This window comes from Phenylobacterium sp., from assembly GCF_036501465.1.
GTDB lineage: Bacteria > Pseudomonadota > Alphaproteobacteria > Caulobacterales > Caulobacteraceae > Phenylobacterium.
In genome coordinates this window covers 14,667-35,510 of the sequence record NZ_DASYAF010000031.1, presented here as the reverse complement: position 1 = coordinate 35,510, position 20,844 = coordinate 14,667, and the positions used below count along the sequence as shown (strand labels likewise).

The 20,844-nt window shown below is 68.8% G+C and carries 23 protein-coding genes and 1 tRNA gene; 18 read left to right on the top strand and 6 right to left on the bottom strand.

Annotated elements, in window-relative coordinates:
* Window positions 1-293: 293 nt before the first annotated feature.
* Window positions 294-971 carry a PEPxxWA-CTERM sorting domain-containing protein gene (locus VGL85_RS03370; RefSeq protein WP_331585968.1) on the bottom strand — a complete coding sequence of 226 codons (678 nt, stop codon included), beginning with the start codon at window positions 969-971 and terminating at the stop codon, window positions 294-296.
* A gap of 115 nt (window positions 972-1,086) precedes the next feature.
* Between VGL85_RS03370 and VGL85_RS03365 the strand changes: the two genes are divergently transcribed.
* Window positions 1,087-1,491 carry a DUF2784 family protein gene (locus tag VGL85_RS03365; protein WP_331585966.1) on the top strand — a complete coding sequence of 135 codons (405 nt, stop codon included), beginning with the start codon at window positions 1,087-1,089 and terminating at the stop codon, window positions 1,489-1,491.
* On the opposite strand, the gene VGL85_RS03360 is transcribed toward VGL85_RS03365, so the two are convergent.
* On the bottom strand, window positions 1,449-2,042 hold the full coding sequence (locus VGL85_RS03360) for a hypothetical protein (RefSeq protein WP_331585964.1): 594 nt from the start codon (window positions 2,040-2,042) through the stop codon (window positions 1,449-1,451). The genes VGL85_RS03365 and VGL85_RS03360 overlap by 43 nt on opposite strands.
* A 153-nt stretch (window positions 2,043-2,195) precedes the next feature.
* On the opposite strand from VGL85_RS03360, the gene VGL85_RS03355 reads away from it, so the two are divergent.
* The 3 genes from VGL85_RS03355 to VGL85_RS03345 all read left to right on the top strand — a co-directional run bounded on the left by VGL85_RS03355 (window position 2,196) and on the right by VGL85_RS03345 (window position 4,700).
* Window positions 2,196-2,831, top strand: a complete 636-nt coding sequence (locus VGL85_RS03355; protein ID WP_331585962.1) for a dihydrofolate reductase family protein — start codon at window positions 2,196-2,198, stop codon at window positions 2,829-2,831.
* A 97-nt stretch (window positions 2,832-2,928) separates the two neighbouring features.
* A complete protein-coding gene (locus VGL85_RS03350) occupies window positions 2,929-4,128 on the top strand; it encodes an epoxide hydrolase (RefSeq protein ID WP_331585960.1) in 1,200 nt (399 codons plus the stop codon).
* A gap of 128 nt (window positions 4,129-4,256) precedes the next feature.
* Window positions 4,257-4,700 (top strand): helix-turn-helix domain-containing protein, encoded by a 444-nt coding sequence (locus VGL85_RS03345; protein ID WP_331585958.1) that lies wholly within the window; start codon window positions 4,257-4,259, stop codon window positions 4,698-4,700.
* Window positions 4,701-4,714: 14 nt separating this feature from the next.
* Here the strand turns inward: VGL85_RS03345 and VGL85_RS03340 are convergent, their stop codons facing one another.
* Window positions 4,715-5,218, bottom strand: a complete 504-nt coding sequence (locus VGL85_RS03340) for a lipocalin-like domain-containing protein (RefSeq protein WP_331585956.1) — start codon at window positions 5,216-5,218, stop codon at window positions 4,715-4,717.
* 170 nt (window positions 5,219-5,388) lie between these two features.
* Between VGL85_RS03340 and VGL85_RS03335 the strand changes: the two genes are divergently transcribed.
* On the top strand, window positions 5,389-5,844 hold the full coding sequence (locus VGL85_RS03335; RefSeq protein WP_331585954.1) for a hypothetical protein: 456 nt from the start codon (window positions 5,389-5,391) through the stop codon (window positions 5,842-5,844).
* Window positions 5,845-6,036: 192 nt separating this feature from the next.
* Window positions 6,037-6,948: a hypothetical protein gene (locus VGL85_RS03330; protein WP_331585952.1), complete on the top strand. Its 912-nt coding sequence runs from the start codon at window positions 6,037-6,039 to the stop codon at window positions 6,946-6,948.
* A gap of 48 nt (window positions 6,949-6,996) precedes the next feature.
* Here the strand turns inward: VGL85_RS03330 and VGL85_RS03325 are convergent.
* Window positions 6,997-7,072, bottom strand: a tRNA-Ala gene (locus VGL85_RS03325).
* 156 nt (window positions 7,073-7,228) lie between these two features.
* The gene (locus VGL85_RS03320) at window positions 7,229-7,693 is read right to left on the bottom strand and encodes a TIGR02300 family protein (protein WP_331585950.1); all 465 of its coding nucleotides are present in this window, start codon (window positions 7,691-7,693) and stop codon (window positions 7,229-7,231) included.
* 132 nt (window positions 7,694-7,825) lie between these two features.
* Between VGL85_RS03320 and aroA the strand changes: the two genes are divergently transcribed.
* The 12 genes from aroA (at window position 7,826) to VGL85_RS03260 (ending at window position 20,400) form a co-directional block, all read left to right on the top strand.
* On the top strand, window positions 7,826-9,166 hold the full coding sequence (aroA, locus tag VGL85_RS03315) for a 3-phosphoshikimate 1-carboxyvinyltransferase (protein ID WP_331585948.1): 1,341 nt from the start codon (window positions 7,826-7,828) through the stop codon (window positions 9,164-9,166).
* Window positions 9,163-9,831: a (d)CMP kinase gene (cmk, locus tag VGL85_RS03310; protein WP_414695163.1), complete on the top strand. Its 669-nt coding sequence runs from the start codon at window positions 9,163-9,165 to the stop codon at window positions 9,829-9,831. Before aroA ends, cmk begins: the two co-directional genes overlap by 4 nt.
* Before the next feature lie 153 nt (window positions 9,832-9,984).
* Entirely contained in the window at window positions 9,985-11,691 is a 1,707-nt protein-coding gene (rpsA, locus tag VGL85_RS03305) for a 30S ribosomal protein S1 (RefSeq protein ID WP_331585946.1), read from the top strand.
* Window positions 11,692-11,848: 157 nt separating this feature from the next.
* Window positions 11,849-13,786 (top strand): DUF3857 domain-containing transglutaminase family protein, encoded by a 1,938-nt coding sequence (locus VGL85_RS03300; protein ID WP_331585944.1) that lies wholly within the window; start codon window positions 11,849-11,851, stop codon window positions 13,784-13,786.
* Between the two features lie 156 nt (window positions 13,787-13,942).
* Window positions 13,943-14,227 carry an integration host factor subunit beta gene (locus tag VGL85_RS03295; RefSeq protein WP_331585942.1) on the top strand — a complete coding sequence of 95 codons (285 nt, stop codon included), beginning with the start codon at window positions 13,943-13,945 and terminating at the stop codon, window positions 14,225-14,227.
* Between the two features lie 50 nt (window positions 14,228-14,277).
* Window positions 14,278-14,703, top strand: coding sequence for a large-conductance mechanosensitive channel protein MscL (gene mscL, locus VGL85_RS03290; RefSeq protein ID WP_331585993.1), 426 nt, complete (start codon window positions 14,278-14,280; stop codon window positions 14,701-14,703).
* Window positions 14,704-14,721: 18 nt separating this feature from the next.
* Complete coding sequence (locus VGL85_RS03285) at window positions 14,722-15,354, top strand: acyltransferase (protein ID WP_331585940.1); 633 nt, start codon at window positions 14,722-14,724, stop codon at window positions 15,352-15,354.
* A gap of 65 nt (window positions 15,355-15,419) precedes the next feature.
* Window positions 15,420-16,061: a phosphoribosylanthranilate isomerase gene (locus tag VGL85_RS03280; protein WP_331585938.1), complete on the top strand. Its 642-nt coding sequence runs from the start codon at window positions 15,420-15,422 to the stop codon at window positions 16,059-16,061.
* Window positions 16,062-16,070: 9 nt separating this feature from the next.
* Window positions 16,071-17,291, top strand: coding sequence for a tryptophan synthase subunit beta (trpB, locus tag VGL85_RS03275; protein ID WP_331585936.1), 1,221 nt, complete (start codon window positions 16,071-16,073; stop codon window positions 17,289-17,291).
* The gene (trpA, locus tag VGL85_RS03270; RefSeq protein ID WP_331585934.1) at window positions 17,288-18,121 is read left to right on the top strand and encodes a tryptophan synthase subunit alpha; all 834 of its coding nucleotides are present in this window, start codon (window positions 17,288-17,290) and stop codon (window positions 18,119-18,121) included. Before trpB ends, trpA begins: the two co-directional genes overlap by 4 nt.
* A gap of 4 nt (window positions 18,122-18,125) precedes the next feature.
* On the top strand, window positions 18,126-19,052 hold the full coding sequence (accD, locus tag VGL85_RS03265; protein ID WP_331585931.1) for an acetyl-CoA carboxylase, carboxyltransferase subunit beta: 927 nt from the start codon (window positions 18,126-18,128) through the stop codon (window positions 19,050-19,052).
* A 1-nt stretch (window position 19,053) separates the two neighbouring features.
* Window positions 19,054-20,400, top strand: a complete 1,347-nt coding sequence (locus VGL85_RS03260; protein ID WP_331585929.1) for a folylpolyglutamate synthase/dihydrofolate synthase family protein — start codon at window positions 19,054-19,056, stop codon at window positions 20,398-20,400.
* A gap of 80 nt (window positions 20,401-20,480) precedes the next feature.
* On the opposite strand, the gene trxA is transcribed toward VGL85_RS03260, so the two are convergent.
* Window positions 20,481-20,825, bottom strand: a complete 345-nt coding sequence (trxA, locus tag VGL85_RS03255; RefSeq protein WP_331585927.1) for a thioredoxin — start codon at window positions 20,823-20,825, stop codon at window positions 20,481-20,483.
* Window positions 20,826-20,844: the final 19 nt, after the last annotated feature.

The window sequence follows — 20,844 nt, the reverse complement described above, 5'->3', positions numbered from 1 at the left end:
CTTGCAAGGTACAAGATTGATAACAAAAAGTAAATCCGACTTAAGTCCTAAGACTAAAGTCCTAAGACCAGGATTTTCGGCGTGGCCGCCCTACGCAACTTTCAGGTGAAATCCGGGGAATTCGCCGGCCAGGGGATGTCGATTCCCCTGTGAGGGGAATCGATCAGGCTTCAGCGTCTGGCCTGAAAACGCCTCGTCGGCGGCGTCCGCAGGCCCGTCCCGGCGGCCGTCGGCGAACGAAAACGGCCGGGCGCGGGGCCCGGCCGAAACTGGAGGAAATGATCGGGTCGGCGTTAGGCCGTCCCGACGCCCGCGAAGCCGCGCCGGCGGCGGCGAAGCACTGCGCCGACGCCGCCGAAGCCCAGGATCATCAGCGCCCAGGCCGCCGGCTCCGGCACGGCGGAGATCACCGCCTGGCTGACGCGGGAGATCGGACCGAAGTCGTCGATCGACCGCTGGCCGCCGCCGCCGTTGAAGGTGGCGCTGTCGCCGCCGAGGTTCCCGACGCTGGCAGAGCCGCCACCGCCGCCGCCGGAGCTGAAGAAGAAGCCGCCGCCACCGCCGCCGCCCTTGTTCCCCGCGCCGTGGGTGATGTCGGAGGAGACCGACCAGCTGCCGTCGCTGTTGCGGGTGAACTCCCAGCCCGTGCCGCCGAGCTGAATGATGTCGATGTAGGTGTGGCCGAGGTCATCGGGGTTGAGCGAGCCCACGACCGCGGCGATGTCGGCGCTGTTGAGGTTGAACGACAGCAGGCTCGACTTGTAGCTGAAGCTCAAGAAGTCGGACTTGGTCAGGGCGCCGTTCGGCGTCTGCGCCAGGGTGAGCGACCCCAGGCCGTCGCCGGCGCAGTCGATGCAGGTCCCGGTGAAGTTGAACACCTGCGCCGCCTGGGCGCCCGGCGCCGCGGCCAGGCCGATAACGAACGCTCCGACGCCCGCCGCAGCGAGCAACGCGGCCATTGATGCACGCATACGAGAACCTCCCAGTACCCAGACGCTCCAAATGTCCATCGATGGGAATCGTTCCTAGGGCCGAGCTTGCGCCGCGTTTTCCGTCCCGAGGCCGGCGGGTCGGGGGCTGATTTTCGTGCTAGCCCTGGACCTCGCGGCGGATCCGGAGGCGGCGATGGCGGCCAACCTGGGCCAGGCGATCCTGGCGGCGCACCTGACGGTGATCGCCTTCAATGTCGCGGGCCTGGTCCTGACGCCGATCGGCGCGTGGCTGGGCTGGCGCTGGGTGCGGATCCGCTGGTGGCGCGCGCTGCACCTGGCCTCGCTGGCGGTCACCGCCGTCCAGGCGCTGTTCGGCCGCGCCTGCTTCCTGACCGTCTGGCAGAGCGCGCTCACCGGCGGCTCGCGGGAGCCGTTGATCGAGCGCTGGGTGGACGGCCTGATATACTGGCCGCTCCCGGTCTGGGTGTTCGCCTGCGTCTATGTGGCGGTGTTCGCCTACGCCGCGACCCTTTGGTGGTGGGTCCCGCCGCGCGCCTGAGCGCGCCGGGCGCGCGCGCCCACCAGATCCTCGTAAAGCACCCGGCAGTGCACCATGGCCTGGCGCAGATCTTCGGTGGCGGCGTCGCCTTCGTCTTCGCGCAACGCGATGGCGTGGGCGGCGCGATAGTCCTCGACTACCTTCGGGTGGGCCACCGACAGGTCCTCGGCCTGCTGGTCGAAGCCGGTCAGCGGATAGCCGCGCGCCTGCAGGATGTCGCCCAGCAGCTTGTCGGCGTCGCGCACGGCGGCGTGTGGGTCGTCCACGAACTCGGCCTGCACCTTGGCCCAGCTCTCGGCGTAGCGGCGCTTCTGCCCGTTGCTCAGCCCGTGCAGGTGGTAGGCCCGCACCCGAGACAGGCGTCGCGAGAGCTCGGCCTCCGCGACGGCCTTGTCGCCGCCCGCCGCCTCGACCGCGCGGGCGTATTCGGGTCCGAACATCCGGTGCAGCCGGCCGCGCCGGCTGCTGCGCATGGCGATCAGGGCGATGGCGATGGCCACGACCGCCACCACGGCGATCACCACGGCGATGAAGAAGGACATGTCGTCCATGGGCGGCCTCCGTTTCGTTTCGGGGCCTTGGACGGCCCTCCGGTTCGCCGAACGGCCGCCCGCGCCCGCGGTTCCGCAGAACAGCGCGCGCCGATGGGTGTCGGAACCGAACCTTCTCGGCCGTCCTCCGTCCGAACCGACCCGGAGACCGCGATGCGCAAGCTGATCCTGAAGATGTCCATGTCCCTCGACGGCTTCGTGGCCGCCCCTGACGGCAGCCCAGGCGGCCTGTTCCAGGATTCCGACGAGCAGTCGAAGGCCTGGACTCTGGAGACGGTCTGGAACGCCAGCCTGCACCTGATGGGCTCGCGCACGTTCCACGAGATGGTCGCCTTCTGGCCCACCTCCACCGACGCCTTCGCCCCGCCGATGAACCGGATCCCCAAGGCCGTCTTCACCCACCGCGGCCACGCGGTGCTGGAGGGCCTGGACACTCCCGCGGGCCTGGAGCGGGCGGCGCGCGTCGGCGGCAACGATGCGCCGACGACCCTGCAACCGGGCGCGGAAAGCTGGACCCATCCCTATGTGGCCGACGGCGGCCTCGAGGAGGAGATCGTCCGTCTAAAGGCCGAGGCGGGCAAGCCGATGATCGCCCATGGCGGCGCCGATTTCGCCCGCAGCCTCGTCGCCTCGGACCTGGTCGACGAATATCACCTGGCGGTGCATCCGGTGATCCTCGGCCGCGGCCTGCCGATTTTCTCCGACCTGGCCCAGGCGCGCCGCCTCAAGCGGATGGACGTGAAGACCTTCCCGGGCGGATGCGTGGCCCTGATCTACCGTCCGGCCTGACCGCGCGCCGAGGCGCCGGGCGGAACACGCGGGGCGGAACAGACGCCGCCCACCCGCCGTTGACGCAGCGTCACCCCATCCAGCCCGGAGGCTCGCCGTGGCCGCACACCCCTTCCGCATCGCCGTGCCCGACGAGACGCTGGCGGACCTTCATGACCGCCTGGCGCGGGCCAGGCTGCCGGCCGGGCTCGGCGGCGACGGCTGGGGCCACGGGACCAACCCCGACTATCTGCGCGCGCTCTGCGACTACTGGCGCGAGACCTTCGACTGGCGCGCCGCGGAAGCCAGGCTGAACGGCTTTCGCCAGTTCACCGCCGAGGTCGATGGCCTGCGCCTGCATTTCATCCACGAACGCGGCGCGGGTCCGTCACCGGTTCCGATCGTCCTGCTGCACGGCTGGCCGGATTCGTTCTGGCGCTTCAGCAAGCTGATCCCGCTCCTGACCGACCCCGCCGCGAGCGGCCTGGCCGGCGCGCCGAGCTTCGACGTCGTGGTCCCCAGCCTGCCCGGCTACGGCTTCTCCGAGCGCGTCCACAAGGACGGCGCGGCCTTCCAGTTCGGCGACCTGATGCACAAGCTGATGACCGACGTGCTGGGCTACGACCGCTACGCCGTCCACGGCGGCGATTTCGGGTCCATGGTCGCCGAGCAGATGGCGCGCAGCCACGCGGGCTCGGTGCTGGCGCTGCACCTCACCGACGTCCCTTTCTTCCACACCTTCCAGAAGCCGCACGATCCCAGCGACGCGGAGCGCGACTACTTCAAGCGCATGGACGCCTTCGCCCAGAAGGAGGCCGCCTATGCGATGATCCAGTCGACCAAGCCCATGACCCTGGCGCCGGGCCTGAACGATTCCCCGGCGGGCCTGGCGGCCTGGATCGTCGAGAAATTCCAGGCCTGGACCGACCGCGACGGCGACCCGGAGGCAACGATCAGTCGTGACGAACTGCTCACCAACATCACCCTCTACTGGGCCACCCAAACGATCGACAGCTCGTTTGCGCCCTACTACGACGTCGCCAACGCCGGCCCCATGCGCTGGATGGGCGAGGGGCTGAAGGGCCTGGCCGGCGGTCGCAAGACCGTGCCCGCCGCCTTCGCGATCTTCCCCAAGGACCTGGTGACCCCGCCGCGCGCCTGGGCGGAGCGGTTCTTCGACGTCCAGCGCTGGACGGAAATGCCGAGCGGCGGCCACTTCGCCGCGCTCGAGGAGCCGGAGCGGCTGGCCCGCGACATCGGCGAGGCGATCGGCGACCTGGCTGCCCAGGAGGCTCCACGCCACCGCGGCGCGGCCTAACCCGCGCGACCGTCAAGCCTGCGACAATCCGCGCCCGGGAATGCCCCCACCACCATGACGGGTTGGCACGGCCGTTGCGCACGTCCTGGCTGAGCGATCCCATTTCAGCACGGCGGTTCAGCCCCCCAATGACCCAGGCTCCCATGACCCAGACCACCCAGACCACCCAGACCGCCTCCCAGGCGATCACCCGCAACGCCCCCGACACCCTCGACGTCGCCATCGGCGCCTCGATCCGCCTGCGCCGGCGGCAGGCCGGCGTCTCCCAGGAGGCCCTGGCGGAGCAATGCGGCGTCAGCTTCCAGCAGGTGCAGAAGTACGAGAACGGCGTGAACCGCGTCTCCTTTTCGCGCCTGGTGCAGATCGCCCATGCGCTCGGCCTGAGGGTCGCCGAGCTGGTGGGCGACATCGACGAGGCCGCCGGCCTCAACCCGGCCGAGGCCACTGTGCTCACCGACCTGGGCGTCCCCGGCGCCATCGACCTGCTGCGCGACTTCGCCGGCCTCAGCCCCGCCTTGCGCGGCCGGGTGCGCGACCTGCTGCGCGAGATCGCCGAAAACCAGCGCGGCTGAGGCTGCGCCGCGCTTCACCTCACCCGCTGAAGCTCCCGGTACTGCCGCCGCCCGGTCTTCGGATCGTTGATCTCGATCACCAGGGTGTCGCCGGCCAGCCGGTAGGGGCGGGTCTGGTCTGGATTGACCAGATATCTGGGGTTCAGGGCGCCCTCGATGACGTGGTGCAGGACGTGGGCCGCCTTGTCGACCCGCCAGGTCCCGAAATAGGCCAGGTAGGCGCCATAGGCCCCACGGACCTCGGCTTCGCTGGGCGGCGCCTGGGCGAACGGCGCGATCGGCGGGTTGCGCATGACCTGGACGCTCAAGTGTCCCGTCGGGTCGTAGACGAAATACCCCAGGGGGTGTTCCCCGAACGGATAGCTGACCTTTCCGTCAGCCGCGGTGTCCTCGAACCGCACGAGCCGCCACGCGCCGACCAGGCCCGGCTCGGCCGTCGCGGCCCCGGCCGGCGGGGCGGCGGCCGCGGCCATAGCCACGGCGCAGCTGAGTGCGACGGCCATCATAAGTCTGCGCATGCGCGTCCCCAAATCCGCTCATCCCCGCGAAAACAGGGACCCGGGCTCTTGAACCACGGAATTGATTGATCGCCACGCAAGACGAGGGTCGCCTTCCGTGAGTTCGGCGCCTTTCGTATCCAAACGAAAACCCCTGGGTCCCTCGGCGGGGACGATCGGCGCAGAGGCGCTTGACCGGCGGCGCGGCGGCCCTCCGTCCGACGCGTCACTTCTTCTTGGTGTTGTTGTTATTGTTGTTCCGCGGCGAGCTGGGCGGCGATCCCCAGGCTTTCTTGACCGTTATAACCCTGGCGGTTGCTGTCCCCGGCTGGGTGGCCCTTGTCGCGGGCGTTTGGCTCGTCATCCTCTGCGCCTTGGCCGAATTGCCGAGCGAGGTGGCCTCCGGCGACGTCAGACGCGTTGGCTGGGTGAGATCGGGCGCAACGGCGTTGCCTTTTGGCTTGTCCGGCCCCGGCGCCGACCGAGCAAGGCCGGCGGACATCGTCGCGGCCGCGACGACGACGGCGACCCAAAACAGCTTTCTCATGGCTTCCCCCCTGTTACGCCGCATCCTGGCGCGAGCCGCCGGAATAGACAGTATTAAGGCGACGCTCTCTCAATTTTCCCATTTATACAAGATCAAATGACACGGCAATCAGCGCCACGATCTCGCCAGCGATAAAAATATATCGGCTAGGATAGCGTTCTTGCTCTTCTCATCGCAACCTAGAAGAGCATATCGTATTGGTATGAATCCCGTCGCAAGGCGTGAATTCAGATTTGAAAGAGAAAACAGCCAGAGCGGTCGAGTCAGCCGCTCATTTCACAGGGGGCGAAAATTGAAAACCTTGATCAGTGGTGTGAGGCGCATCGCGCTAACGTTGTGCTGTGCCGCCGGCCTGAGCGCCATGGCGTTCAGCGCACAGGCCTATCGGGTCGTCCATCTGATGATCGTCAATCCGGGCGCCGTCCCGCTGTCGGTTACGCTGATGAACGATCGATACAACTGCTACGAAGGCCGCCCTCCCATCGGGGAGGTAATGGATCTGCCGGCCGGCGGCCGATACGAGATGACCTTGGCCCGCGTGCAAGGCCACGGATGTGACGGCAAGCAGGGCGAAATCGCGCTGCAGTTCAGTCCGTCGCCGGCGGGCCGTTCGGTCCAGCACCTCGATTTCGACAATGACGGCGGCTTGGAGCTGCAGCGCGGTTGGCCGAACGAGTATCCGGGAAAGCTGGTCCGGAACCCGGACGGCGGCTACCAATACATCGTCTGGCGCCGGCCGGCCGTGACCGCCGAGCGGTCGGTCGGCTATTGGCGGCTGGTCTGCCAGCAGATCTGCAACAACACCCAGGCCATGTCCCGCAGCGTGACCCGCACCACGGAACACCGGGAGGACAAGGAGACCATCAACGCCGTTTCGATGTCGCTGGAGGCCGGGATCGAGTTCGAAGGGCTGGGCGCCAAGTCCTCGTTCACCGTCAGCCAGGAAAAGCGGATCGGGCAGTCGATGAGCGAGTCGCTTCAGCGGGGGGAGACGTTCACCGATACCCGGAACTATGTGTTCACCCCCGAACAGATGCTTCAGTACCACATCTTCGCTGTCTGGCAGTGGGTGGCGAGGACGCCGCTCAGCGACGGCAGCACCTTCATCATCGGCAGCAACAAGCTGACCTGCACGCCGGACGCTCAGCGGCCGGCCTATCTCCCGGGCAGTCCGCAGGACCTGCGCGCCTGTCGAGGCGGTTAATAGCCACGCCAAAAGGCGAAGGCCCGCCGGTCTCCCGGCGGGCCTTCATGGTGGAGCTAAGCGGAGTCGAACCGCTGACCTCTTGAATGCCATTCAAGCGCTCTACCAGCTGAGCTATAGCCCCAGGTCGTGGGTCTTCTCAGGGCCGGGGCCCCAGGAAGGCGCGGAACCTAGTCAAAGCGCCCAGCGCGATCAAGCCTGCTGGTTGGGCTTTTTCGCCGCGCCGGATTTCCCCTCCTCTCCCCCGCGGAGCGAGAGGGAGAGGGTCGGGAGAGGGAAATCAGTCGTCCACGCCACCCTCGGGCAGGCCCTCGATCTCGGAATCGTCGAAGTCGTCGTCCTCGTCCTCTTCCAGGAACGGCACGTCGGCGTCGTCCTCGACCTCTTCCTCCTCGGTGAACTCACCCAGGTCCTCGCTGACGGCGGGGGCGGCGTCCTCGGCGTCCTCGTCGTCGTCGGCCACCAGCGGCGGCTCATCGACCACTTCGTCCAGCTCGGGCGTGACGACCTCTTCCTCGTCTTCGTCCTCGTCGGTCTCGACGGCCGCGACCTGATCCTCGCGCTCGTCGTCCTCGACGGGCTCGGGCGTGGTGACGCGGGCGCGGACGCGGCGGTTGCGCACGGCTTCGTCCGGGTCGAATTCGGTGTCGCACTTCGGGCAGTGCGCCGGGCGCTTGCCGAGGTCGTAGAACTTGGCTTGGCAGTTGGTGCAGACCTGCTTGGAGCCCAATTCAGGATTGGCCAAGGGCGATAGTCCTCAAAAGATGGATGCAGGGGCGTCCCTAAGAAGCGGGCTCCCTTGCCACGCACGGGGGCGGCTGTCAAAAGCAAACCCCCTCCTTGAAACCCGATGCCCGCGGAGGCTCGTTTTCATCTGATGACGGCGGCGCAAATGACCGCCTCACGCGCCGGTCCGCTTCGCGGGACCGTCCGCGCGCCGGGGGACAAATCCATCTCGCACCGCGCGCTCATCCTGGGCGCCCTGGCCACAGGCGTGACCGAGGTCGAAGGCCTCCTCGAAGGCGAGGACGTCAAGCGCAGCGCCGCGGCCATGGCGGCCTTCGGCGCGGGCGTCGAGCGTCTGGGAGAAGGTCCCCATGGCGGCGGGAACTGGCGGGTCGAGGGCCGGGGCGGCTTCTCCGAGCCGGCCGACGTCATCGACTGCGGCAACGCCGGCACCGGCGTGCGCCTGATCATGGGCGCGGCGGCCGGCTTCGACCTTGCCGCCACCTTCACCGGCGACGCCTCACTGCGCGGGCGACCGATGAACCGGGTGCTGAAGCCCCTGGGCGAGATGGGCGCGACCTGGCGCTGCCGCACGGGCGGGCGGCTGCCGCTCACCCTGCAGGGCGGCGGGCTGAGGCGGATCGCCTACCGCCTGCCCGAGCCCTCGGCCCAGGTGAAGTCGGCGGTGCTGCTGGCCGGCCTGCATGCTGAGGGCGGAGCCGAGGTGATCGAGCCTGAGGCCACCCGCGACCATACCGAGCGGATGCTTCGCGGCTTCGGAGCCGAGGTGCTCGTGAGCGACGAGCCGCAGGGCCGCCGCATCGTCCTGCCGCCCGGCCAGACGCTCACGGGAACGAAGATCCGCGTGCCGGGCGACCCGTCGTCGGCCGCCTTCCCCCTGGTCGCCGCCCTGATCACCCCGGGCTCGCAGGTCACGGTGGAGGGCATGCTGCTGAACCCCTTGCGCATCGGCCTGCTCGAGACCCTGGGCGAGATGGGCGCCGACCTTTCGGTCGCCAATGTGCGCGAGGAAGGCGGCGAGCTGGTGGGCGACGTCACCGCGCGCCACTCGGCGCTTACCGGCGTCGAGGTTCCGGCGGACCGCGCGCCCTCGATGATCGATGAATATCCGATCCTGGCGGTGGCGGCGGCCTTCGCGAACGGGCCCACGGCGATGCGCGGGGTCGGCGAGATGCGGGTCAAGGAGAGCGACCGCATCGCGCTGATGGCCGCCGGCCTCGCCGCCTGCGGCGTGGGCGTCGAGGAAGGCCCCGACAGCCTGACGGTGGTAGGCTCGGTGAAGGCCAATCACGGCGTCGCCGGCGGCGCCCGCGTCGCCACCCAGGGCGACCACCGCATCGCCATGAGCCACCTGATCCTCGGCCTGGCGTCCGACGCTCCGATCGCCATCGACGAACCCGGCATGATCGCCACCAGCTTCCCGGGCTTCCTGCCGCTGATGCGCGGCCTGGGCGCGGAGATTTCGGCGTGAGCGAGCACGAGCCGATCCGCAGTTTCGTGATCGCCGTGGACGGGCCGGCGGCCTCGGGCAAGGGGACCATCGCCAAGCGGCTCGGCGCGGCCTTCGACCTGCCGGTGCTGGACACCGGCCTGCTCTACCGCTGCGTCGGCATGACGGTGAAGGCGGCGGGCGGCGACCTGGACGACGCCGACGCGGCCCAGGCGGCCGCCGTGCTCATCACCGCCGATCTGCTGGAGGACCCGAAGCTGCGCACCCGCGAGGCGGGGGAGGCGGCGAGCCGGGTGGCGGTGCATCCCCGCGTCCGCGACGCGCTCTGGGACTTCCAGCGCACCTTCGCGCGCCAGGAAGGCGGCGCCATCCTCGACGGGCGCGATATCGGCACGGTGATCGTCCGGGACGCCCCGGTGAAGCTCTACGTCACCGCCTCGCCGCAGGTGCGCGCCGAGCGCCGCTGGAAGCAGTTGAAGGCCGCCGGCGAGGCCGTGAGCCTGGACGCCGTCCTCGCCGATATCCGCAAACGCGACGCCCGTGACGGGGGCCGCGACGCCGCGCCCATGAAGCCCGCCCCCGACGCGGTCTTGCTGGATACGTCTGAAATGACTATAGAAGCCGCCGCCGATGCGGCCCGCCGCATCGTCGAGGCGGCGCGCGCCGGGTGGGAAACCCCCACCTAGCAATCCAACCACGCCCTTCCCTCGAACGGCTGCGGGCAAAATCCACTGCGCAAGGGGCCATCCTCTTGCGTCTTCGGTTCAACCCCTAACCCGACTGGGTCCCGGCCGCCGGCTTCGCCGCGCGGGCCTCATGTCATTCTGAAGAAGAGATCTATGGCTGACGATATGAGCCTGAACCCCACCCGCGACGATTTCGCCGCGCTCCTCGACCAGTCCATGGGCGGTCGCGACTTCATGGAAGGCCAGGTCGTCCACGGCAAGGTCGTGGCGATCGAGAAGGACATCGCCATCATCGACGTGGGCCTGAAGACCGAAGGCCGCGTCTCGCTGAAGGAATTCGGCGAGGAAGAAGGCAAGGACCCGATCAAGGTCGGCGACACCGTCGAGGTGTTCCTCGAGCGCGTCGAAAACGCCATGGGCGAAGCCGTGCTGTCGCGCGACAAGGCCCGCCGCGAGGAAGCCTGGACCCGCCTGGAAGCCGTCTACGAGCGCAACGAGCCGGTCATGGGCTCGATCGTCGGCCGCGTGAAGGGCGGCTTCACCGTCGACCTCGGCGGCGCCTCGGCCTTCCTACCGGGCTCCCAGGTCGACATCCGCCCGGTCCGCGACGTCGGCCCGCTGATGGGCCGCGAGCAGCCGTTCGCGATCCTCAAGATGGATCGTCCCCGTGGGAACATCGTCGTGTCCCGTCGCGCGATCCTCGAGGAAGCCCGCGCCGAACAGCGCACCGAGCTGGTCTCCCAGCTGCAAGAGGGCGAAGTCCGCGAAGGCGTGGTCAAGAACATCACCGACTACGGCGCGTTCGTGGACCTGGGCGGCATCGACGGCCTGCTGCACGTCACCGACATGAGCTGGAAGCGCGTCAACCACCCGAGCCAGGTCCTGGCGGTGGGCGATACGGTCAAGGTGCAGATCGTCAAGATCAACCCGGACACCCAGCGCATCTCGCTTGGCATGAAGCAGCTGCAGTCCGACCCGTGGGACGGGGTGGAAGCCAAGTACCCAGTGGGCGCGAAGTTCACCGGCCGCATCACCAACATCACCGACTACGGCGCCTTCGTGGAGCTGGAGCCGGGCGTGGAAGGCCTCGTCCACGTGTCCGAAATGTCCTGGACCAAGAAGAACGTCCATCCCGGCAAGATCGTCTCCACCTCGCAAGAGGTCGAGGTTGTCGTCCTGGACGTCGATCCGTCCAAGCGCCGCGTGAGCCTCGGCCTCAAGCAGGCCATGGCCAATCCGTGGGACGCCTTCCTGGCGGCCCATCCCGTCGGCTCGACGGTGGAAGGCGAAGTCAAGAACGCCACCGAGTTCGGGCTGTTCATCGGCCTCGACAACGACATCGACGGCATGGTGCACCTGTCGGATCTCGACTGGGCCACGCCGGGCGAAGAGGCCATCGCCAAGTACAACAAGGGCGACATGGTCAAGGCCAAGGTGCTGGACGTCGATGTCGAGAAGGAACGCATCTCGCTCGGCATCAAGCAATTGGCCGGCGACCCGATGCAGGGCGACACCTACCGCAAGGGCCAGACCGTCACCGTCACCGTCACCGAGATCACCTCGGGCGGCATCGAGGTGAAGTTTGGCGAGGACGACGCGCCGATGACGGCCTTCATCCGCAAGTCCGACCTGTCGCGTGACCGCGCCGACCAGCGTCCGGAACGGTTCGCCGTCGGCGACCGCCTCGACGCCCAGGTGTCAAACGTCGACAAGGCGGCGCGCCGCGTCAGCCTCTCGGTGAAGGCCCTGGAGATGGCCGAAGAGAAGGAAGCCATCGAGAAGTTCGGGGCTTCGGACTCTGGCGCCTCGCTGGGCGACATCCTGGGCGCGGCCCTGCGCGAAAAGGCCCAGAAAGACTAAGGACCAAGTTCCGACGCCTTCCGGGGCGAGGGATGGGCGGCGGATCGGGCGACCGGTCCGCCGTTTCCTTTTTGGGGGGCGGCCCTATCGTATGGCAGCGCCGCGCCGGCGCGTCGGGAGCGTCCGTTTGTCCGTCCGTTTCTTTCCAGCTCTCCTCATGGCCGCTGTCCTGGCGGCGAATCTGGCCGCCGCGCCGGCGTGGGCCGCCGACCAGCCGCTCTACGGCCCGCCCGCCGCCTGGGTCGACGTCGCGCCCATCCCGCCGACGCCGAAGGAGGAGGACGCCACCGCTCTGCAGGTGCTGCTGGACGACCACCAGAGCCGGCTGGATCCTGCCGGCGACGCCTTCTATGCGCGCCGGGTGCTGCGCATCGCCAAGCCCGAGGGCCTGGCCAACGTGAAATCGCTGGGCACGATCTGGAGCCCGGAGACCGAGGGCGTCACCTTCCACACCCTGGCGATCATCCGCGACGGCAAGGTCATCGACCTGTTGGCCGATCGCAAAGCGATGCTGGTCCTGCGGCGCGAGACCAATCTGGAGCAGGCCAGCCTGGACGGACGCATCACCGCCTCGCGCCAGATCGATGGCCTGCAGGTCGGCGACATCCTCGACTTCGCCTATACCAAGACCCGCAACGACCCGGTGCTGCAGGGCCACTCCTTCGACGTCGAGCAGCTAGGCCTGCCGGGTGTGATCGGCCGCTACCGGATCTCGGTGTCCTGGCCGAAGGCCGACCACGTGGTCTGGAAGACGACCCCTGGCTTCGGCGATCCGAAGGAGACCACGGCGGGCGGCCGGGTGACGCTGTCCCTCGACAAGACCGACGTGCTGGCGCCTAAGGCGCCGATCGGCGCGCCGCTCCGCTTCCGCCGGGTGGGCCTGTTCGAAGCCACCAGCTTCAGGAACTGGAGCGAGGTTTCCAAGCTGATGGCGCCGCTGTTCGCCAAGGCCGCGCAGATCTCGCCGGACTCGCCGATCAAGGCGGAGGTCCAGGCGATCGCCCAGCAGACCACCGACCCCAAGGCGCGCGCCTTCGCCGCCCTGCAGCTGGTGGAGAACAAGACCCGCTATTTCTTCCTCGGCATGGGCGAGGGCGGCTATGTCCCGGCCGACGCCGACGACACCTGGGCGCGGCGGTTCGGCGACTGCAAGGCCAAGACAGCCCTGCTGCTGGCGATCCTGAAGGAGCTGAACGTGCCGGCCGAGCCGGTTCTGGTGAACCTCAATGCCGGCGATGGCATCGACGAGCTGCCGCCCGCGCTGGCCGCTTTCAACCATGTGCTGGTGCGGGTGAAGATCGACGGCAAGTCCTATTGGCTGGACGGCACGCGCACCGGCGACACCAATCCGGAATCCATGCACGCCCCGCCCTACAAGTGGGGCCTGCCGGTGCGGGCCGAGGGCGCGAACCTGGAGCAGATCGTCGAGCCCCAGATCACCGTGCCCACCACCGCCACGGTGGTGCATCTCGACGCCTCCAAGGGGCTGGAGGAGCTGGCTCCGGCGCGGATCACCGTCACCTATTCCGGCATCCTGGCCATCCAGATGCGCTCCACCGTCGCCCGGTCGCCGCGGGCGGACATCGAGCGCGGCTTCCGCCAGACATATTCCAACGCCGCCACCGGGATGCAGATCGATCAGGTCACCTGGAGCGACGACCCCAAGCGTGACCTGTTCACGGTGGTGATGAGCGGCACGGACGACATGGACTGGCGGCTGAACCCCGACCTCGGCATCCGCGAGTTCCGCCTGGGCCAGGGCGTCGCGCCGCGGCCGTTCCCCAAGCGCGACCCAGGCCCCAACCAGGACGCGCCCTTCGCGATCGCCTACCCCTCGTTCAGCCGCACCAAGACCGAGATCGTGCTGCCCGACGGCGGCAAGGGCTTTTCGGTGCGCGGCCCCACAGGCGTCGCTCATGTGGCCGGCTTCGAGATCGCCTCAGGCAGCAGCCTGCAGGGCGACGTGGCGAGCTTCACGGTCGACCAGCAGTCGGTGACGCCGGAGATCAGCGCCGTCGACGCCCAAGCCGCCAACCACGAGATCCGCAAGCTGCGCGATGTCGACAGTCTGGTGCGCGCGCCGGCTCGATCGTAGCTGCCCGGCCACAGGTCCCGCTCGTCGACCTGCGGTTGCAGCAGGCGCAAGGGGCAGGTTCTTACGGCCAAGCTTGTTGTTGCGCGCGTAAACCCTTTTTACGCCTTGAATACAAAGGCGGACTCGTCCAGGGTCTCGCCGGTTGCTGGGGGGCTCATGATCAAGTCCGAGCTGATCGCCAAACTCGCCGAAGAGAATCCGCATCTGACGCAGCGTGACATCGAACGCGTCGTCGGCGTGGTGCTTGAGCGGATGATTCAGGCGCTGGAAGGCGGCGGCCGCGTGGAGTTGCGCGGCTTCGGGGCGCTGTCGGTCCGCTCGCGCGACGCCCGGGCGGGACGGAACCCCCGCACCGGCGAGCCCGTCGACGTCCGCGCCAAGCACGTCCCGTTCTTCAAGAGCGGCAAGGAGCTGCGCGAGCGTCTCAACCTGTCGGACTGACGTCCGACCCCGCGTGAGGCCTGCCAATGGCTGAGCCGCCAAAAGTGAAGCTGACGATCTTTTCGGAATTCCGCGAGTTCATCGCCCGCGGGAATGTGATCGACCTGGCCGTCGGTGTGATCATCGGCGCGGCGTTCAACGACATCGTCAAAGGCCTGGTGGACAACATCGTCATGCCGCCCGTGGGCGTGTTGCTTTCCGGCGTCGACTTCTCCCAGCTCAAGTTGGTGCTGAAGGTCGCCGATCCGGCGAAGAAGGCCGCCGAGGTGGCGATCCAGTACGGCCTGTTCATCAACACCCTGATCAGGTTCGTGATCGTCGCCTGGGTGGTGTTCCTGCTGGTCAAGGGCGTCAACGCCGTGCGCCGCCGCGAGGCCGCGACGCCCACCGAGGACAAGCCTGCGCCGCCGCCGCAGGAACAGCTGCTGGCCGAGATCCGCGACCTCCTGAAGGCCCAGGCCCCCGAGGGGCGCTGACCGCCGATCGCCGAAACCATGCCCACCGACCTGCCGCCCGTCTGGGAGGCGCATCCCAGCACGGTCCTCGACCTGAAGAGCGAGCTGAAGGGTCGCGTCCGCATCGAGGGGACGGGCTGCCGCATCGTGGTCGGCGAGAACGTGCGGTTCGACGCGACGATCCGCATCTTCCCCGAGGTGAGCAACGCGGTCATCGAGGTGGGCGACAACTGCGTGATCGGCGGGGTCATCCGCCTGGTGCGCGGCGACGGCGGCCTGATCCGGATCGGAGCCGACACCACCTTCAACCAGGTCGGCCTGTCGATGCACGAGCGCGGCCGGATCGTCTTCGGCCGTGACTGCATGCTGTCCACCGACATCCACATGGACCCCAGCGACATGCACCCGATCTTCGACCGGGCGAGCGGCCAGCGGCTGAACCCGGCGCAGGACATCGAGATCGGCGACCACGTCTGGCTGGGCACGCGGGTCCTGGTGCTGAAGGGCGCCAGGATCGGAGACGGGGCGATCGTCGGGGCGGGCTCCATCGTCTCCGGGACCATCGCGCCCAACACCCTGTCGCTGGGCTCGCCCGCCCGGGTGATCCGCGAGGACGTGGTCTGGACGCGGGACTTCGACGCCGCCGCCGACATGGTCCTGCCGCCCAGATAGACCAAGGGGCCGTCACGGTCGGCTGACCCTTGCGTCAAGGCCCGCTCGCCCCCTAATCCACGGCCATGGGCGTCCAAGCCAAGATCTGCGGGATCAGCACCCCCGAGGCCGTGACCGCGGCCCTGGACGGCGGCGCGGCCTTCCTGGGGTTCATGTTTTTCGAGAAGAGCCCGCGCAACATCGCGCCCGAGGCCGCCTGGCGGCTGGCCCAGCCGGCGCGCGGCAAGGCCAAACTCGTCGCCGTCATGGTCGATCCCAGCGACGCCGAGGCCGACCGGATCGCCCAGATCCTGAAACCCGACCTCATCCAGCTGCACGGCAAGGAGACGCCGGCCCGCGCCCGCGCCATCGGCGAGCGCACCGGCGCCGGGATCATCAAGGTGCTGCCGGTCGCCGAAGCCGGCGACCTGGCGCTCGCCGCCGACTATGAGGGCGTGGCCGAGCACCTGATGTTCGAGACCAGGCCGCCGAAGGACGCCGAGCGACCGGGCGGCCTGGGCGTGACGTTCGACTGGAGCCTGATGGCCGGCCGACGCTTCCAGCGGCCGTGGCTCTTGGCGGGCGGGCTCAATCCGTGGAACCTGGCCGAGGCGGTTCAGGCGTCCGGCGCGCCGATCCTGGACGTTTCCTCTGGCGTGGAGCGCGGTCCCGGACTAAAGGACCCGGCCTTGATCGCCGCGTTCCTCGACGCCGCCAAACGCGCCTGAAGCAGCCCCGTGAACGCGTCCCATCTTCCCAACGACTATTCGGCCTATCCGGACGATCGCGGTCGCTTCGGCGACTACGGCGGCCAGTACGTGCCCGAGACCCTGATGCCGCTGGTCCACGACCTGGACGCGGCCTATGCGGCGGCCAAGGCGGACGAGGGCTTCCACGCCGAGTTCTCCGGCCTGCTCAAGCACTATGTCGGCCGCCCCAGCCCGCTCTATTTCGCCGAGCGGCTGACCGCCCACTACGGCGGCGCAAAGATCTATCTGAAGCGCGAGGAGCTGAACCACACCGGCTCCCACAAGATCAACAACTGCATCGGCCAGATCCTGCTGGCCCGGCGGATGGGCAAGACGAGGATCATCGCCGAGACCGGCGCGGGGTCGCACGGCGTGGCGACGGCCACGGTCTGCGCCCGCTTCGACCTGCCCTGCGTGGTCTACATGGGCGCCGTCGACGTGGAGCGGCAGAAGCCCAACGTCTTCCGCATGAACCTGCTGGGCGCCGATGTGCGGCCGGTGACGTCGGGCTCGGCCACCCTCAAGGACGCCACCAACGAGGCGCTCCGCGACTGGGTCACCAATGTCCACGACACCTATTACCTGATCGGCTCGGTGGTCGGGATGCACCCCTATCCGGCCATGGTGCGCGACTTCCAGTCGGTTATCGGGCGCGAGGTCCGCGAACAGATTCTCGAGCTTGAGGGCCGCCTGCCCGACGCCGTGGTCGCCTGCGTGGGCGGCGGCTCCAACGCCATGGGCCTCTTTCACCCGTTCCTCAGCGATCCGGAGGTGAAGATCTTCGGCGTCGAGGCGGCGGGCGAAGGGCTGGGTACCGGCCGGCACGCCGCGGCCATCAACGGCGGGCGCGCGGGCGTCCTGCACGGCAGCATGAGCTATCTGATCCAGAACCCGGAAGGTCAGATCACCGAGGCGCACTCGATCTCCGCCGGCCTCGACTATCCCGGCATCGGCCCAGAGCATGCCTTCCTGCACGATGTCGGTCGCGCGAAGTACCTGACCGCCACCGACCAGGAGTCGCTCGACGCCTTCGTCCTGCTTTCCGAGAAGGAGGGCATTCTGCCGGCCATCGAAAGCGCCCATGCGCTGGCCCGCCTGCCGGAGGTGGTCGAGGCGGTCGGCAAGGACGGGATCGTGGTGCTGAACCTGTCGGGCCGCGGCGACAAGGACGTGGCAACGGTCGCCGCCCACCTGGGACGCCAGATTTGAGCAAGGCCCGTATCGACGCCCGCTTCGCGGCTTTGAAGGCGCAGGGCCGCGCGGCCTTCGTGCCCTACGTGATGGCCGGCGACCCCGACGCCGCCACGGCGGCGAAGATCCTGGCCGGGCTGCCGGACGCCGGCGCCGACCTGATCGAGCTTGGCTTCCCCTTCTCCGATCCCATGGCCGAAGGCCCGCCGATCCAGCGTTCGGCGCAACGGGCGCTGGCCGCCGGCATGACCCTGGCCGGGGTGCTGGACATGGCGCGCGCCTTCCGCGAGGCCGACCAGGCCACGCCGATCATCCTGATGGGCTACATGAACCTGGTGTTCACCCGCGGGGTCGAGGCCTTCGCCCGTGACGCGGCGGCGGCCGGGATCGACGGCCTGATCGTTGTCGACTGCCCGCCGGAGGAGGCCGGGCCGCTGGCCGACGCCCTGGATTTGGCTGACGTCTCCCTGATCCGGCTAGCCACACCGACCAGCGACGAAAAGCGCCTCAAGACAATCGTTCGCCGCACCTCCGGTTTCGTCTATTACGTCTCCGTGGCCGGGGTGACGGGGGTCAAGGAAGCCGACGAACACGCGGTCGCGCCCAACGTGGCGCGGGTGCGGGCCGCCTCGGGCCTGCCGGTCGCCGTGGGCTTCGGCATCCGCACGCCGGAACGGGCCGCCGCCATCGGCCGCGTGGCCGATGCGGTGGTGGTGGGTTCCGCCCTTGTGGACGAAATCGCCGAAGCAGTGGAGATGAACGAAGACGTGACCGAGCGGGTTCTTTCCAAAGTACGTTCCTTGGCTAAGGCTGTGCGCTCCGCGCGCGTCGGCCAAACGACGGTCTAGAACCATGGCGATGGCTGAACAGAGAAACGACAAACCTGGCCGCCCCGCCGCCGCGCCCCGTGAGCGCACCGGCTGGCTGTCGCGCATCGCGCCCGGGGTCCGCAACGCCTTCTCCAAGCGCGAGACGCCCGAGAACCTGTGGGTGAAGTGCCCCGACACGGGCGAGATGATCTATCGCCCCGACCTGGAGGCCGCGCTCTGGGTGACGCCCAGCGGCCACCACATGCGGATCGGGGCGGCGGCGCGCCTGCGCTACACCTTCGACGACGGGGTGTTCGAGCGGATCGACTCGCCGGTGGTCGCCGACGACCCGTTGAAGTTCCCGGACGTGAAGTCCTATCCCGACCGCCTGAAGGCCGCGCGCAAGGCCACCGGTGAGCAGGACGCCATGGCCATCGCCTACGGCCACATCAAGGGCCAGCCGGCCGTGGTGGTGGTGCAGGACTTCGCCTTCATGGGTGGCTCTCTGTCGATCGCCGTGGGCGAGGCTTTCGTGAAGGCGGCCCACGAAGCGGTGAAGCGCGAGGCGCCCTTCGTGATCTTCACCGCCGCGGGCGGCGCGCGGATGCAGGAAGGCACGCTCAGCCTGATGCAGATGGCGCGCACGACCTTGGCGCTGAACGAGGTCAAGGCCGCGGGCCTGCCCTATATCGTGGTGCTGACCGACCCCACCACGGGCGGGGTGATGGCCTCCTACGCCATGCTGGGCGACGTGCACCTGGCCGAGCCCAACGCGCTCATCGGCTTCGCCGGGCGCCGGGTGATCGAACAGACCATCCGCGAAACCCTGCCGCCGGGCTTCCAGCGCGCCGAGTTCCTGGTGGAGCGCGGCATGGTGGACAAGGTGGTCACCCGCGCCGAACTGCCCGAGGTCCTGGCCTCGATCCTGAAGACCCTGATGATGGGGCGCGCCCGCCTTCCCGCCGCCTGATGTGACGCCTTCCGCCGGCCCTCCAGCCGTCGACCACGACCCGATCCGCGCGTCCGACGCGGTGATCCAGCGCCTGCGCGCCAACCACCCCGTGCTGATCGACCTGACCACCGGCCGTGTCGAGCGGCTGCTGGCGGCGCTGGGCCATCCCGAACGCCGTTTGCCGCCGGTGATCCACGTGGCCGGCACCAACGGCAAGGGCTCGACCGTCGCCTACCTGCGCGCCATCGCCGAGGCGCAGGGGCTGAAGGTCCACGCCATCACCTCGCCGCACCTGGTGCGCTTCGCCGAGCGCATCCGCATCGCCGGCGAACTGATCACCGACGCCAGGCTGGAGGCGCTCACCGACCGGCTGGAGGCCGCCAACGCCGGCCAGCCGATCAGCTTCTTCGAGATCACCACGGTGCTGGCCATCGAGGCCTTCGCCGAGACCCCGGCCGACCTCTGCCTGGTGGAGGTGGGCCTGGGCGGCCGCTTCGACGCCACCAACATCTTCGACGCCCCGGCGGTCAGCGTGATCACGCCCGTGGACTACGACCATCTGGAGATGCTGGGGCCGGAGCTTTCCAAGATCGCCTGGGAGAAGGCCGGCATCATCAAGCATGGCCGCCCGGTGGTTTCAGCCCGGCAGGACGACGAGGCGCTGGAGGTGATCGAGCGGGAGGCCGACGACCGCATGGCGCCGCTGTTCCTGATGGGTCGCGATTTCGACGCCTGGGAGGAGCGCGGGCGGCTGATGGTGCAGATGCCGGATCGGCTCCTGGACCTGCCGGCGCCCAGCCTGTTCGGCGGCTACCAGTTCGAGAACGCCGGCCTGGCGGTGGCCGCGGCGCTGACCTTCGACCACCAGCTCAGCGAGGACGACCTGGGCCGTGGCGTCGCCTCCGCCGTTTGGCCGGCGCGGTTCCAGCGGCTCAGAAAAGGCCCGCTGGCCGAACTCGCCAAGGCGCGCGGCGCGGACCTCTGGCTGGATGGCGGGCACAATCCGCACGCCGGCCGGGCGCTGGCCGAGGCCGCCTCGCGGCTCATCGACCGCGACCCGCGCCCGCTGGTGCTGGTCACCGGCATGTTCGCGCGCAAGGACGCCGAGGGCTATTTCCGCCCCTTCGCCGAGATGCGGCCCAAGGTCTTCACGACCACCTTCGATTCCGACACCGCCGCCACGCCCGGCGACCTGGCCGAGGCCGCGCGCCAGGTCGGCATCACCGCCGAGCCTGCGCCCGACGTCACCGAGGCGGTGATGAAGGCCCTGGACGGTTCAGGCCCGCCGCCGCACGTGCTGATCTGCGGCGGCCTGCACTTCGCCGGCGAGGTGCTGGCCATGAGCCGCGAGACCTGGCCGACCTAGAGGGCCGGCCTAGAGGGTCGACATGAGAAAAGCCGCCCGGGCGAACCCAGGCGGCCGATCTCTTCAAATTTCCGGGAGGCTTAGGCCGCGGCGCTCCCAGCGGCCACGCCGGCTTCGGCGAGCCATTCCAGGATCTTCTGCTTGGGCATGGCGCCGACCTTCATCGAGGCCATCTGACCGTCCTTGAACAGCATCATGGTCGGGATGCCGCGCACGCCGTAGCGCGACGGCGTGGTCGGGCTTTCCTCGATATTCAGCTTGGCGACCGCCACCTTGCCGGAGAGTTCGGACGCGATCTGCTCCAGGGCCGGCGCGATCTGCTTGCAGGGGCCGCACCACTCCGCCCAGAAGTCCACCAGGACCGGGCCGGAAGCCTGCAGGACGTCCTTCTCGAAGGATTCGTCGGTGACCTTCACGGTGCTCATGATTTCTCCTTACGCGTCA